Raw genomic sequence first — 13,184 nt, 5'->3', positions numbered from 1 at the left:
TCCTATCACCACCATGAGATGACGTTCTCGATGCTGTATGCCTACAGCGAGAACTTCGTGCTGCCGATCAGCCACGACGAAGTGGTGCACGGCAAGGGCACGCTGTGGACCCGGATGCCCGGTGACGACCACGCCAAGGCCGCCGGCCTGCGCACGCTGCTGGCCTACCAATGGGCGCACCCGGGCAAGCAGTTGCTGTTCATGGGCCAGGAATTCGGTCAACGCGGCGAGTGGTGCAACGAGCGCGGCGTCGACTGGTTCCAGCTTGATCCCCACACCGAGCCCGACGGCTACTCCCCCGGCATCTTGCGGCTGGTCGGCGACATCAACGCCCACTACCGGGCGCTGCCCGCGTTGTGGAGTCAGGACGGCGACCCGCGCGGCTACTCGTGGATCGACGCCAACGACTCGACCAACAACGTGCTGAGCTTTCTGCGCTACGGCGCGGACGGTTCGATGCTGGCCTGCGTGTTCAACTTCTCCGGCGTCGAACACGCCGACTACCACCTGGGCCTGCCCCGCGCCGGCCGGTGGCGCGAGGTGCTCAACACCGACGCGGTCGGCTACCGCGGTTCGGGGGCGGGCAACCTCGGCGGGGTGGCGGCCACCGACGATCCGTGGCACGGCCGGCCGGCCTCGGCGGTGCTGCTGCTGCCAGCCCTGTCGGCGCTATGGCTGGCGCCTTCCTCCCCCGAGCAGACGTGAAAGCTCCCAAAATCGGGCGTTCTGGGGGGCTTTCGCGACTGCTCGCGCAAGAGAAACTCAGTACAGCGCGTTGGCCAGGTTGCGCCGACCGGCGACGACCTCGGGGTCGGCCGGGTCGAAGAGCTCGAACAGCTCCACCAGCCGGGCCCGCACCGTGCTGCGCTCGTCACCGGAGGTTCGTCGCACCAGCGCGATCAGCCGGTCGAACGCCGCGGTGACGTCCTGGTTGAGAATCTGCACATCGGCCGCGGCGAAGGCGGCCTCGATGTCGTCGGGGGCGGCATCGGCCAGCGCGGGAGCATCCGGCTGCCGGCCGGTTGCGCGCTCCAGGAACGTCAACTGGCGCAGCGCCGCCTTGGCTTCGACATGGTCGGGGTCGGCGGCGAGCAGCTCCTGATAGGAGTCGCGAGCCGCGGCGAAGTCACCGGCGTCGAGTTGGTCGCGCGCCCGGGCGAGCGCAGGGTCCACCTGCTCGGGCTGCTCGGTTTCGACGCCGCCGGAGAGCTTGCCCGCGGTGGCCGACAGCAGCGAATCCACCCAGCGGCGCAGCTGGTCGGGTGGCTGCACCCCCTGAAAGCTGGTGATCGGCTGGCCGGCGGCCAGCGCCACCACCGTGGGTACCGCTTCCACGCCGAACACCTGCGCCACCCGCGGGGCGACGTCGACGTTGACGGTGGCCAGCGACCACGTGCCGCCATCACTGGTGGCCAGTGCGCCCAGCGTGTCGGCCAGCTTGATGCAGGCCTCGCTGCGCGGCGACCACAGCAACACCACGACGGGCACCTGGTTGGACCGGACCAGCACCTCGTCTTCGAAGTTGGCCTCGGTGATCTCGGTGGCGCCCGGCGGGGCGGAGCCGTCACCGCCGGCACCACCGGGCGGTTGCTTGAGTCCGGACAGATCTACTGCTCCGGCCAATGCCGGACCGATCGGGGGTCGAGGACGCGTCACGTCGTCAAGTCTGTCACGCCGCCGCAACGCCGGTGCCGACGGCTGATTTCGGGGCCGACGAGCCCGCCTATGACCAAAATCACACCTCGAATGCGACGACGTGAAACTGGCAAATCCAGCAACCTACGCGACCGTAAGGAGAGGCCTATCCGGTCCGCAGAATCAGCGCGTCGCCCTGCCCGCCGGCACCGCACAGCGCGGCCACCGCGTAGCCCGAACCGCGGCGTTTGAGCTCGAGGGCGGCGTGCAGCGTGATACGCGCCCCGGACATGCCGATCGGGTGCCCGACGGCGATCGCACCGCCGTGGACGTTGACGACGTCGGGGTTCACCCCGAGTTCCCGGGTCGAGGCCAGCGACACCGCCGCGAACGCCTCGTTGATCTCGACCACGCCGAGCTGGTCGACCGAGATGCCCTCCCGGGCGATGGCCTTCTTGATGGCATTGGCCGGCTGCGACTGCAAGGTGGAGTCCGGCCCGGCGACCACGCCGTGCGCCCCGATCTCACACAGCCAGTCCAGTCCGAGCTGCTGCGCCTTGGCCTTGCTCATCACCACCACGGCGGCCGCGCCGTCGGAAATCTGCGACGACGAACCCGCGGTGATGGTGCCGTCCTTGCGGAACGCCGGTTTGAGCCCGGCCAGGGATTCGGCGGTGGTGTTGGCCCGGATGCCCTCGTCCTCGGTGAACTCCAGCGGATCTCCCTTGCGCTGCGGGATCTTCACCGGCACCACCTCGTCAGCGAACACCCCGTCCTTCCACGCCGCGGCGGCCCTGCGGTGCGATTCGGCCGCGCACTCGTCCTGCTCGGCGCGGGTGAACTTGTCGGCGTCGTTGCGTTGCTCGGTGAGCGCACCCATCGGCTGGTCGGTGAACACGTCGTGCAGCCCGTCGTAGGCGAGGTGGTCCAGCACGGTCACATCGCCGTACTTGTAGCCGGACCGGCTGTCCATCAGCAGGTGCGGTGCCTTCGTCATGGACTCCTGGCCACCGGCCACCACCACGTCGAACTCGCCGGCGCGAATCAGCTGGTCAGCCAGCGCGATGGAGTCGATTCCGGACAGGCACATCTTGTTGATGCTCAGCGCCGGAACATCCCAGCCGATGCCCGCGCCCACCGAAGCCTGCCGCGCCGGCATCTGGCCCGCGCCCGCGGTGAGCACCTGGCCCATGATCACGTACTCCACCAGCGAGGCCGGGACGCCCGCCTTCTCCAGGGCTCCGGCGATGGCGATCGCGCCCAGGTCACTGCCGGAGAAATCCTTCAGCGAACCCATCAGCTTGCCGATCGGGGTCCGGGCCCCAGCAACGATCACCGATGTGGTCATGACTACCTCCAAGCCGGATGTGGGCGGCCGATCTGCCGGATCGCCGCAGCGCGATGTTTCCGCTCAGGTTACCGTTACTCCTATGACGACCGATTCCGTCACTGACCCGTTCGAGGTACGTTCCGCCTTGGCCTCCGCCCTGGTGACGGCGATCGACCACGTCGGCATCGCGGTGCCGGACCTGGAAGCGGCCAAGAAGTGGTATCACGACCAGCTCGGGATGATCGTGTTGCACGAAGAGGTCAACGACGAGCAGGGCATCGTCGAGGCGATGCTGGCGGTGCGCGGCGCCCCGGTCGGCAGTGCCCAGCTTCAGCTGATGGCCCCGATCGACGAGTCGTCGACGATCGCGAAGTTCCTGGACAAGCGCGGCCCGGGGCTGCAGCAGCTCGCCTATCGGACCAGCGACATCAACGCGCTCTCGCAGCGGCTGCGCGACCAAGGTGTCCGGTTGCTCTACGACGCGCCGCGGCGCGGCACCTCGAACTCGCGGATCAACTTCATCCACCCCAAGGACGCCGGCGGCGTGCTGGTCGAGCTGGTCGAACCGGCTTCGGACGCCAAGGCCGCCGCGGGCCACTGACCCCTTCGGTCACGACCACTTTCGCGTCGGGCTCCGGTTGTTGCGATTGGCCCAGCACGGTGTGTGCCAATGCCGCCGATCCTCGCCCTCGGCTGAGTCTTCCCGCCACACCACCACATGGGCGATACCGCTGCGAATCTCGTGATCACAGCCCGGGCACCGGTAGACCTTGACGGCACGCGAGCCGGCGATCGCCGCCACCAGGTAGTCGTAGCCGTCGAGGCCGACCTCGACCCGCCGTGAGAGCGGCAGCGGCCGTAACGGCTGCTGCCGGCGAGACGGACTGCGGCGACGAACCATGCCGGACAGCCTAACGACGATCGCTCAGGCCAACGCGGCGAGCGCTGCCGCCGCGTCATAGCCGCCGAACCCGTCCAGTTCACCGCGGCGCAGCCGGTTGACCCAGGTCGGGTCGGCCAGCAGCGCGCGTCCGATCGCCACCACATCGAACTCTCCGGCATCGAACTGCTCGACCAGTCGGTCGACGGGCGCGGGCTGGATCACCTCACCCCGCTTTTCGCTGCGGAACTGCGTTTCCAGCCCGACCGATCCCACCGCGATGACCGGCGCCCCGCTGACCTTCTTGCTCCACCCGGCCAAGCTCAGCTCGGGGTCGTCGTCTGGGAAAGCCGGCAGGTAGTGCCTGCGTGTCGAGGGGTGCAGTACGTCGACACCAGCGTCGATCAACGGTGCCAACAGTTCTGCCAACTGCGCCGGGTCGTCGGCGATCGTCGCCGTGTAGTCGGTGCCCTTCCACTGCGAGAAGCGGAAGATGATCGGGTAGTCCGGCCCGACCGCGGCACGTACCGCGGCGACCACCTCGGCCGGGAAGCGCGTCCGCCCGGCCAACGATCCGCCGTAGCCGTCGGTGCGCCGATTCGTTCGCTCCCAAAGGAATTCGTCCAGCAGGTAGCCGTGGGCGCCGTGGAGTTCGACCGCGTCGAAGCCGACATCCCGTGCGGTGGCAGCGCTGTCGGCGTACAGCTGCGAGATCTCTTGGAGTTCATCGGTTCGTAACGCCCGGCCCCGCGGCTCGCCACGCCCGTTGATGCCGGACGGGCCGACCGGTTCCACACCGTCGGAGTCGTCGCGCTCAACGCCCTGGTGCCACAACTGTGCAGCGATCGTGGCGCCCTCGGCATGGACCCCGTCGACGACGCGGCGCCATCCGGCGAGCACCTCGTCGCCCGCGATCGTCGGCACGCTGAAGGGGTAACCCGCAGCCGGATCGGGCAGCCGGATGCCTTCGGTGATGATCAGCCCGACACCGCCGGCCGCACGCCGTCGGTAGTACTCGGCGACATCGGTGCCCGGCACCCCGCTCGGCGACGCCCGCCGCGTCATCGGCGCCATCGCGAAGCGATTCGGCACGGTCAGCGAGCGAACGGTCAGCGGTTGGAATAGATCTTCGACTGCCATGGACCGCTGTAACGCTTCGCCGTCGCCTGCTATTCCGCCGCCGGAGCCCAGCGGTCAGAACAACCGGTACTCATCGCTGTTCATTCCGCGCATCGCGTCGTAATCCAGTGTCACACAGCGAATACCACGATCGGTCGCCAGCGTTCGGGCCTGCGGTTTGATCTGCTGTGCGGCGAACACCCCGCTCACCGGTGCGAGCAGACTGTCACGGTTGAGCAGTTCCAGATACCGGGTCAGCTGCTCGACACCGTCGATCTCGCCGCGCCGCTTGATCTCCACGGCAACCGAGCGTCCCTGCTCGTCGCGACACAGCAGGTCCACCGGTCCGATGGCGGTCATGTACTCCCGGCGCACCAGGCTGTAGCCCTCGCCGAGCAGCTCGACATGCTCGGCGAGCAGCGCCTGCAACTGGGCCTCCACGCCGTCTTTGACCAGACCCGGGTCGGCACCGAGCTCATGGCTGGAGTCATGCTCGATCTCCTCGATGGTGATCCGCAGCTGGTCGCCGGTCTTGTTCGTCACCACCCACACCGCGAACTCACCGGCGCACTCCTCGGTGAGCCGGCACGGCGGACTCATCCAGTTCAGCGGCTTATAGGCACGGTCGTCGGCGTGCACACTGACCGAACCATCGGCCTTCAGCAGCAGCAGTCGCCGGGCCGACGGCAGGTGCGCGGTGAGCCGGCCCACGTAGTCGACGGTGCACTGGGCGATGACGAGTCGCATCCGAACCACCTTAGGGGCAGCGTCGAGCAATTATTCTTACGCCACGATGAAAGCGCCGAAGACGACCGCCCAACGGATGGGCCGGGTTCTGGAGCTGTTGACCCGCCAAACCGACCGACTGCCCGAAACCCCTGAATACGGCTCTTGGTTGCTCGGCCGAGTGTCAGAAAGTCAGTATCTGCGGCGGATTCGCATCCAGTTCATCCTGACCGTCGTCATCGTCGGGACGAATCTGATCGGGATCGGCGTCGAAGCACTGCTGTTGGCAGTGGCCTTTCCGTCGCCCAGTGTGTTCTTCGACGCCCCGGGATGGCTGACATACGGCGTCGTACCGGCCTATATCGTGCTGGCGCTGATCTTCGGTACCTACTGGATCACCCGGCGCACCATCAAGAAATTGCGCTGGGCGATCAGGGAACAGCAACCGACGCGGGTGGACGAGCGCAACGCGTTCCTGGCACCGTGGCGGGTAGCCCAGGTAGTGCTCGCGTTGTGGGGCGTGGCCGCGATGCTGTTCACCGTGCTTTACGGGATGACCGACAACTACTTCATCCCGATCGTCGCGTTCACCGTCGGTGTGTGTGGCATCCAGGTCGCCACCGCCTGCTACCTGTGCACCGAGTTCGCGCTGCGTCCGGTGGCCGCCCAGGCGCTCGCCGCCGGTCCACCGCCACGGCGTTTCTTCTCGGGCATCATGGGCCGGACCATGATGGTCTGGCTGCTCAGCTCGGGCGTGCCGGTTCTGGGCATTGCGCTGACGGCGATCTTCGCCCTGGTGCTGAAGAATCTGTCCATGACCCAGTTTGGGGTCGCCGTGCTGGTGGTCGCGGTCGCCACCGCCGTCTTCGGATTTCTGTTGATGTGGATTCTGTCCTGGCTCACCGCCGCCCCGGTGCGGGTGGTGCGTGCCGCGCTCAGGCGGGTCGAGCAGGGCAACCTGGGAGCCGATCTCGTGGTTTTCGACGGGACCGAACTCGGCGAACTGCAAAGCGGTTTCAACGCGATGGTGCACGGGCTGCGGGAGCGGGAGCGGGTGCGTGACTTGTTCGGTCGCCACGTCGGTCGCGAAGTCGCCGCGGCCGCGGAACGCGACCGGATACAACTCGGCGGCGAAGAGCGCCATGTCGCAGTGCTTTTCGTCGATATCATCGGGTCGACTCAGATCGTGACCGCCAAGCCGGCCACCGAGGTCGTCACCCTGCTCAACCGGTTCTTCGCGGTGGTCGTCGACGAGGTCGACCGCCATCGGGGCCTGATCAACAAGTTCGAGGGCGACGCGAGCCTGGCGATCTTCGGTGCCCCCAACCACCTCGACCAACCCGAAGACGAAGCGCTGGCCGCCGGACGCGCCATCCTCTCCCGGCTGGCCGACGAGGTGCCGGAGATCCGCGCCGGGATCGGGGTAGCGGCCGGCCAGGTTGTCGCCGGAAATGTGGGCGCCAAAGAACGTTTCGAGTACACCGTGATCGGCGAGCCCGTCAATGAGGCGGCCCGACTATCCGAGCTGGCTAAAATCCGCGAGCTCCAGTTGTTGACCACGGCACGGACACTGCGCGCCGCCTCTATCAGCGAGCAAGCCCATTGGGTGCTGGGCGATTCGGTGGTGCTGCGCGGGTATGACCAGCCCACCGTGCTGGCCGGGCCGCTGTAGCCGTCGCTAGGTCACCCACTTCTCGCTCGCGGCGAGGGCGTCGTCGACCGTGGCGAACACCAGCGTCCCCCGGGTCGCCGGGTCGGACGTCAGCGCGCCGCCCGGATCGACGAGAAGGCCCCGTTTGCCCAGGCTCTGCAGCTCGTGGGCCAGTCCGGCGAGCAGGGCACGCGCCGGGTCGCTGATGGCGTGCAGGCGCGACACGTCGAGGATCGCGACGCCGAAGTCGCCGCAGTCGCCGGTGGCGGTGCGGGCCACCTGTTCGGCGCCGGCGAAGAGCAGGTCGCCGTGCACCTCGTAAACCCGGACGCCCGGACGGGGTGTGTACATGCCGCGAATAGCCGAGTGAGCTTCGCTGCTCACGGTCAGGAAATGCAGGCCGAGCTGTTGAGAAAGGCTGCGGCACACCAGCACTCCGCGCACACTGTTGCCCTTGGCGTCGATCCGCGGCGAATAGACGCCGATGCCCAGCTGGCCGGGCAGCACCGCCACGATGCCGCCACCCACACCGCTCTTGGCCGGCATACCGACCGCACTGACCCACTCGCCGGCGGCGTCGTACATACCGCAGGTCACCATGACCGACAGCGTGCGCCGGACCACCGCCGCGTCGGTCACCTGCCGCCCGGTCAACGGGTTGTAACCACCCCGCGCGAGCGTCGCCGCCATCCGGGCCAGATCGGTGCTGGTGACCTTCAACGAGCACTGCCGGATGTAGACGTCGAGAGCGTCATCAGGGTCAGCGTCAAGAGCACCGAAACTGTCCAGCAGGTAAGCGATCCCGCGATTACGACTGCCGCTGGCCTTCTCCGACCGGTAGACGTCCTCGTCGAAGTCCAGACCGCGTCCCGCACAGGCACTGTAGAACTCCCTGACCAAAGCGAATCGGTCGTCGGCGGTCGCGCCCGGAATCAACGAGCAGGCCACTATCGCACCGGCGTTGATCATCGGATTCTTCGGCACCTGGGTGACCTGGTCGACGCTGATCCTGTTGAATCCCTCGCCGGAGGGTTCCACCCCGATCCTCGCGTCGACGTCCGCATGCCCCAACTGGTCGAGCGCCAGCGCGTAGGTGAACGGCTTGGAGATCGACTGCATGGTGAACTGCGCCTCGGCGTCGCCGGATTCATAGACATAGCCGTCCGACGACGACAGCGACAGACCGAAGCCGGTCGGGTCGACCCGCGCCAACTCCGGAATGTAGCTGGCCAGGGCACCGATGTTCACCTCGGCATGCTCGGCGAGTATCCCGTCCAAGTACCGCTGCACCAGTGCCGCCACGCCCAGATGGTAGCCCCGGCGAGCGGCATCGGACCGGCACTATCGTGTCGTATTCCCGCTAGTGTCGGCGGCCGCCACATGCGATGGTTACAACGTGCACGACGACTTCGACCGCTGCTATCGTGCCGTGCAGTCCAGCGACGCCCGCTTCGACGGCTGGTTTTACACCGCAGTGCTGACCACCCGGATCTACTGCCGGCCCAGTTGCCCGGTACGGCCACCGCTGCCACGGAACGTGCGGTTCTACCCCACCGCCGCCGCCGCTCAGCGGGCAGGCTTCCGGGCCTGTAAACGCTGCCGGCCAGACGCCGCACCGGGATCGCCGGAATGGAACGTCCGCGGCGACATCGTGGGCCGGGCGATGCGGTTGGTCGCCGACGGCACGGTCGACCGCGAGGGGGTGACGGGGCTTGCCGGCCACCTCGGCTACTCCACCCGCCAGTTGCAGCGCCTGCTCCACAACGAGGTCGGAGCCGGTCCGCTGGCGCTGGCCCGCGCCCAGCGCGCGCAGACGGCCCGGATTTTGATCGAGACCACGGATCTTCCGTTGAGCGACATCGCGTTTGCGGCCGGCTTCGCCAGCATCCGACAGTTCAACGACACCGTCCGCGCGGTGTGGGCCACCACGCCGACGGCATTGCGGCAACACGCGGCCGCCCGGTTCAAGGCCGAATCCGACCGGCGCCCCCCGAGCCCGGGAGGGCTGTCGCTGCGTCTGCCGGTGCGCACCCCGTTCGCATTCGAGGGGGTCTTCGGCCATCTGGCGGCCTGCGCGGTTCCCGGTTGCGAGGAGGTGCGTGACGGCGCGTACCGCCGCACCCTGCGACTGCCGCACGGCAACGGCATCGTCAGCCTGACTCCGGCCCCCGACCACGTCCGATGCGAGCTGGTGCTCGACGATTTCCGGGATCTCACCGCGGCGATCACCCGCTGCCGGCGACTGCTGGACCTCGACGCCGATCCGGAGGCCGTCGTCGAGGCTCTCACCGACGACCCCGAACTGGCGCCGCTGGTGGCCAAGGCGCCGGGCCAGCGAATCCCCCGCACCGTCGACGAAGCCGAACTGGCGGTGCGGGCGGTGCTCAGCCAGCAGGTGTCGGTCAAGGCGGCCCGCACCCATACGCGGCGGTTGCTGCTGGGCCACGGCGAACCCATTGTCGACCCGAGCGGCGGGCTGACTCACGTCTTCCCGTCGGTCGAACGGCTGGCCGATATCGACGCCGACCGGCTGGCGCTGCCCCGGGCACGTCGGAGGACGCTGCTGGCCCTGGTGGCAGGCCTCGCCGACGGCAGCATCAGCCTGGGCGCGGGCTGCGATTGGGGCCGGGCCCGGAAGTCGTTGCTGGAGCTTCCCGGCGTCGGCGCGTGGACTGCCGAACTCATCGCCATGCGCGGCCTGGGCGACCCCGATGCGTTCCCGGCGACCGATCTGGGGGTGCGGGTGGCCGTGCGCCGGCTGGGTTTACCCGAGCAGCCGCGGGCCCTGACCGAACGCAGTCTTCGCTGGCGCCCGTGGCGGTCGTATGCCACCCAGCATCTGTGGACCGCACTCGATCACGCCGTGAACGACTGGCCCCGGACCTCCAAGGAGATCGCATGATCTATCAGCGCACCATCGACAGCCCGATCGGCCCACTCACCCTGGCCGGCGCGAACGGCAAGCTCAGCCATCTGCTGATGCTCGACCACTCCCATGCCCCCGACCGCACCGGATGGCGCCGCGACGACTCCGCTTTCCCCGACGCCGTCGAGCAACTCGCGGCGTACTTCGCCGGGGATCTCACCGAATTCGAGCTGACCTATGAGATGGCCGGGACCGAGTTTCAGCGCCGGGTGTGGACCGCGTTGCTGACGATCCCCTACGGCCAGACCCGCTCCTACGGCGAGTTGGCAACACAGATCGGGGCACCGACAGCCTCGCGCGCCGTGGGACTGGCCAACGGCCGCAACCCGATCTCGATCATCGTGCCCTGCCACCGGGTCATCGGCAGCAACGGCAGCCTGACCGGCTACGGCGGCGGGATCGACCGCAAGCGGACCCTGTTGGATCTGGAGCGGCGGCACAGCCACGCCACGCTGTTCGATTGAGCTTGGCGGGCACGGCCGAGTGAATTGGCCCACTCCACCGATGCCGATAATCTGCCTGCGTGCCGTGGTGGGACCCTTTGCGATCACACTATCGACAGCATCTCCCGGTCCCGGATCATCACGAGAGAGCGCGAGACGCTGATCACGCAGCTGACGGTGACCGCGTTACACGACTCGCCGGTGGACCAGGAGAGCATCTGGCTAGCGGTCCGACCGGGGCCGGTAAGTCGCCCACCCACCGGCAGCGACGGCGGCGCCCCGGGGGGCAGAAAGCAGGACGGCCGCTGATGGCGGGCGATGGAGCAAAAGGCCGCTGGGGGCGAGTAGCCCGTTATTCCTTCGGCGGTTTCCTGCTCGTATTAGCGGCAGTGGATGCTCGGGTCGGATTCCCGTGGTACGGGACTCTTGGCATCGTGTGCGCGGCACTCCTCATCCTCGCCGGCCAGCGCCGGATTTTCCGGCCGGGCGTCACCCGCACAGCCAATGGGGTCATCTGCCGCTACGTTCCGTGGTTCGAGGGAAACGCCTACATGGCAATAACGATTATCCCGCTAATGGGCGTAGCTATGGCGGCAGCGGGCCGAAACTCCGACTATCCCGCATGGTTTCGTTTCGGCGGGATCCTCCTCATGAACCTAATGCCATTAGCATTACTGAGCGTCCTGCGCATGTGGCGCCGATGCCCGCTCTGCATCTCCCCCACTGCATTGACGCTGCGAGCAGCCACGCCGGGATCGAAGTTGACGAAGATCCGCCGCGAGGACATCGAGTCGATCACCCCCAAGATGCTCCCCAACCCTGTCAACGGACATTCATTGCAAACCGAAATCGTCTACCACACCATGGATTCCGGCAACACCGACACGGTCGTACTCGGCCTGCACCTCACCGTCCAGCCGCGCAACCTCGCCAACGCACTACTAGCCTGGAACGACGCCACCGACGAAGCCCCGGACGAGTTGTTGGACCGAATCGAACAACTCCTCCGCGGCCAGTCACTCGCGATTTAGCGCCCTCGGCCGACCAACCGCGCCTGCCGGCCCGTGCCTAGTCCGGCATGGGGTATTCGGTGGTGTCGGTGAATCCTTCGAAGAAGGCGGCCAGACCGGTCAGGGCCTCCCCGAGCGTCGGATTCGGCGTGTCGATGGCCCCGACGATGTATCCCTCTTGAATGATCCCGGCCAGCGACGGGTGCTCCACCAACGGGATGATCTGGTAGGTCGCAGGGTCCAGCAAGCTCGAGATTGCGTTGCTGACTCCCTGTTGCACACCATTGCCCAGCGCGGTGAGCAGTTCGCCGAAATCGATGTCGGTCGGGAAGAGGCCTCCTGCCGCCGGCACGTCGACGTCCCCCGGCGGCCAGCCGTACTCGAGGTTGCCGTAACCGAGATTCACCAGGATGCGCGTAACGGGTTCCAACAACTCATAGAGCGGCTGCCCAAGAATCGGAACCAACTGCAGTGGAGCCAGCAGCGGCAGGATGTCTGATGTGATCATGTGGAAGGTGGTCAGCGAGTCAGGATCGGCCGTCGGCAACTCGATGGCCGATTCGACCTGCTCGGGCGTCGCGCTCAAGAGCACGGAGTGCCCGTAGATGAAGCCCAAGATCGAGTTCAGGTCCGCCAGCGGGTTGAAGTACGTGGGCCGGAACGCTACCGGGTCGTATTCGTAGTTGTAGACGTCGGTGTGATACAGGTCGGTGGGGACGCCGCTGGTACCCGGAGAGCCGATCAGCACGAACCGGACCAGATCGTTCGACACTCCCTCCTCGGCAAGTCGCTCCATCAGCCCTACCGAGATCGCGGCGCTCTGCGAGTAGCCGAACACCACCACCGGGTGGTCGGCGTCCACGTCGCCGCTGCTGATCTGCTCCATGACGGCGTTGTAGAGAATCTGCCCGCCCACCGCTTGGGAGGTCGAACTGACATTCTCCGGCGTCCACAGCGATACCAGCTCGCCGCCGAAGCCGTGCGGCTGGAGGTACAGATTGTCCGCGGCCTCAAGGTAGCGGTCGGATGGTTGCGGCATGCCGGTGCCGCCCATGAGGAATGCGATCCCATCCCCGAGCTCCGTACCGTTGCCGGTAAGTGAGATCGCGGCAGGATGTGCGCCGGCCGGCGGTGAGACCGCCGGCACCCCGGCGATCAGGCCGGCTGTGATACCGGCGACGACCGGAAGGCAAAGAAAGGGGCGCACCCGACATCTCCTGTTAATTCCCTTAATTGAAGCTTAACGGTATCGCTTTGCGGCGGATCGGGCAACTACAGACCGCGGGCGCGTTCAGCGTCACTTGTTCAGCCTCGGCCCGCAGCGAGGGCTGCTGCCCGTCAATGGGAAAAATGGAAACGCCCCCCGATTTCTCGGGGGGCGTTTCACTATGTTGTGTTCGGCGGTGTCCTACTTTTCCACCCGGTTGGGCAGTATCATCGGCGCTGACAGGCTTAGCTTCCGGG

General features: G+C 67.2%; 14 protein-coding genes. 6 read left to right on the top strand and 8 right to left on the bottom strand.

Annotated elements, in window-relative coordinates; genetic code table 11:
• Window positions 1–705, top strand: a 705-nt coding sequence (locus BST10_RS21260; protein ID WP_207567915.1) for an alpha amylase C-terminal domain-containing protein, incomplete at its 5' end; no start/stop codon positions are given.
• Between the two features lie 57 nt (window positions 706–762).
• On the opposite strand, the gene BST10_RS21255 is transcribed toward BST10_RS21260, so the two are convergent.
• Together BST10_RS21255 and BST10_RS21250 are read right to left on the bottom strand one after the other, a co-directional pair.
• On the bottom strand, window positions 763–1,656 hold the full coding sequence (locus BST10_RS21255; protein ID WP_013828265.1) for a tetratricopeptide repeat protein: 894 nt from the start codon (window positions 1,654–1,656) through the stop codon (window positions 763–765).
• 145 nt (window positions 1,657–1,801) lie between these two features.
• The gene (locus BST10_RS21250; protein WP_013828264.1) at window positions 1,802–2,983 is read right to left on the bottom strand and encodes an acetyl-CoA C-acetyltransferase; all 1,182 of its coding nucleotides are present in this window, start codon (window positions 2,981–2,983) and stop codon (window positions 1,802–1,804) included.
• An 82-nt stretch (window positions 2,984–3,065) separates the two neighbouring features.
• Here BST10_RS21250 and mce point away from each other — a divergent pair, with 82 nt between their 5' ends.
• Window positions 3,066–3,566, top strand: coding sequence for a methylmalonyl-CoA epimerase (gene mce / locus BST10_RS21245; RefSeq protein WP_083040551.1), 501 nt, complete (start codon window positions 3,066–3,068; stop codon window positions 3,564–3,566).
• Between the two features lie 9 nt (window positions 3,567–3,575).
• Here the strand turns inward: mce and BST10_RS21240 are convergent, their stop codons facing one another.
• From BST10_RS21240 to nucS, 3 genes are read right to left on the bottom strand one after another with little or no spacing between them, the layout of a single operon-like run.
• On the bottom strand, window positions 3,576–3,866 hold the full coding sequence (locus BST10_RS21240; RefSeq protein ID WP_083040548.1) for a hypothetical protein: 291 nt from the start codon (window positions 3,864–3,866) through the stop codon (window positions 3,576–3,578).
• A 24-nt stretch (window positions 3,867–3,890) separates the two neighbouring features.
• A complete protein-coding gene (locus BST10_RS21235; protein ID WP_083040545.1) occupies window positions 3,891–4,985 on the bottom strand; it encodes an NADH:flavin oxidoreductase in 1,095 nt (364 codons plus the stop codon).
• A 54-nt stretch (window positions 4,986–5,039) separates the two neighbouring features.
• Entirely contained in the window at window positions 5,040–5,711 is a 672-nt protein-coding gene (gene nucS / locus BST10_RS21230) for an endonuclease NucS (protein WP_083040542.1), read from the bottom strand.
• 46 nt (window positions 5,712–5,757) lie between these two features.
• On the opposite strand from nucS, the gene BST10_RS21225 reads away from it, so the two are divergent.
• Window positions 5,758–7,362, top strand: a complete 1,605-nt coding sequence (locus BST10_RS21225) for an adenylate/guanylate cyclase domain-containing protein (RefSeq protein WP_083040539.1) — start codon at window positions 5,758–5,760, stop codon at window positions 7,360–7,362.
• A gap of 6 nt (window positions 7,363–7,368) precedes the next feature.
• Here the strand turns inward: BST10_RS21225 and glsA are convergent, their stop codons facing one another.
• Window positions 7,369–8,643 (bottom strand): glutaminase A, encoded by a 1,275-nt coding sequence (gene glsA / locus BST10_RS21220; protein ID WP_083040537.1) that lies wholly within the window; start codon window positions 8,641–8,643, stop codon window positions 7,369–7,371.
• A 94-nt stretch (window positions 8,644–8,737) separates the two neighbouring features.
• Between glsA and BST10_RS21215 the strand changes: the two genes are divergently transcribed.
• The 3 genes from BST10_RS21215 (at window position 8,738) to BST10_RS21200 (ending at window position 11,741) form a co-directional block, all read left to right on the top strand.
• The gene (locus BST10_RS21215; RefSeq protein WP_013828258.1) at window positions 8,738–10,243 is read left to right on the top strand and encodes a DNA-3-methyladenine glycosylase 2 family protein; all 1,506 of its coding nucleotides are present in this window, start codon (window positions 8,738–8,740) and stop codon (window positions 10,241–10,243) included.
• Complete coding sequence (locus BST10_RS21210) at window positions 10,240–10,731, top strand: methylated-DNA--[protein]-cysteine S-methyltransferase (RefSeq protein ID WP_083040534.1); 492 nt, start codon at window positions 10,240–10,242, stop codon at window positions 10,729–10,731. The genes BST10_RS21215 and BST10_RS21210 overlap by 4 nt, the downstream gene beginning before the upstream one ends.
• A 287-nt stretch (window positions 10,732–11,018) precedes the next feature.
• Window positions 11,019–11,741 (top strand): hypothetical protein, encoded by a 723-nt coding sequence (locus BST10_RS21200; protein ID WP_083040531.1) that lies wholly within the window; start codon window positions 11,019–11,021, stop codon window positions 11,739–11,741.
• Window positions 11,742–11,778: 37 nt separating this feature from the next.
• Here BST10_RS21200 and BST10_RS21195 read toward each other — a convergent pair whose 3' ends face one another.
• Window positions 11,779–12,927 carry a PE-PPE domain-containing protein gene (locus BST10_RS21195; protein WP_235673565.1) on the bottom strand — a complete coding sequence of 383 codons (1,149 nt, stop codon included), beginning with the start codon at window positions 12,925–12,927 and terminating at the stop codon, window positions 11,779–11,781.
• Window positions 12,928–12,949: 22 nt separating this feature from the next.
• Window positions 12,950–13,184, bottom strand: a 235-nt coding sequence (locus BST10_RS23590; protein WP_207567914.1) for a hypothetical protein, incomplete at its 5' end; no start/stop codon positions are given.

It is taken from the genome of Mycolicibacter algericus DSM 45454 (assembly GCF_002086455.1).
Taxonomy (GTDB): domain Bacteria; phylum Actinomycetota; class Actinomycetes; order Mycobacteriales; family Mycobacteriaceae; genus Mycobacterium; species Mycobacterium algericum.
This window is presented reverse-complemented; position numbering and strand designations above follow the sequence as displayed.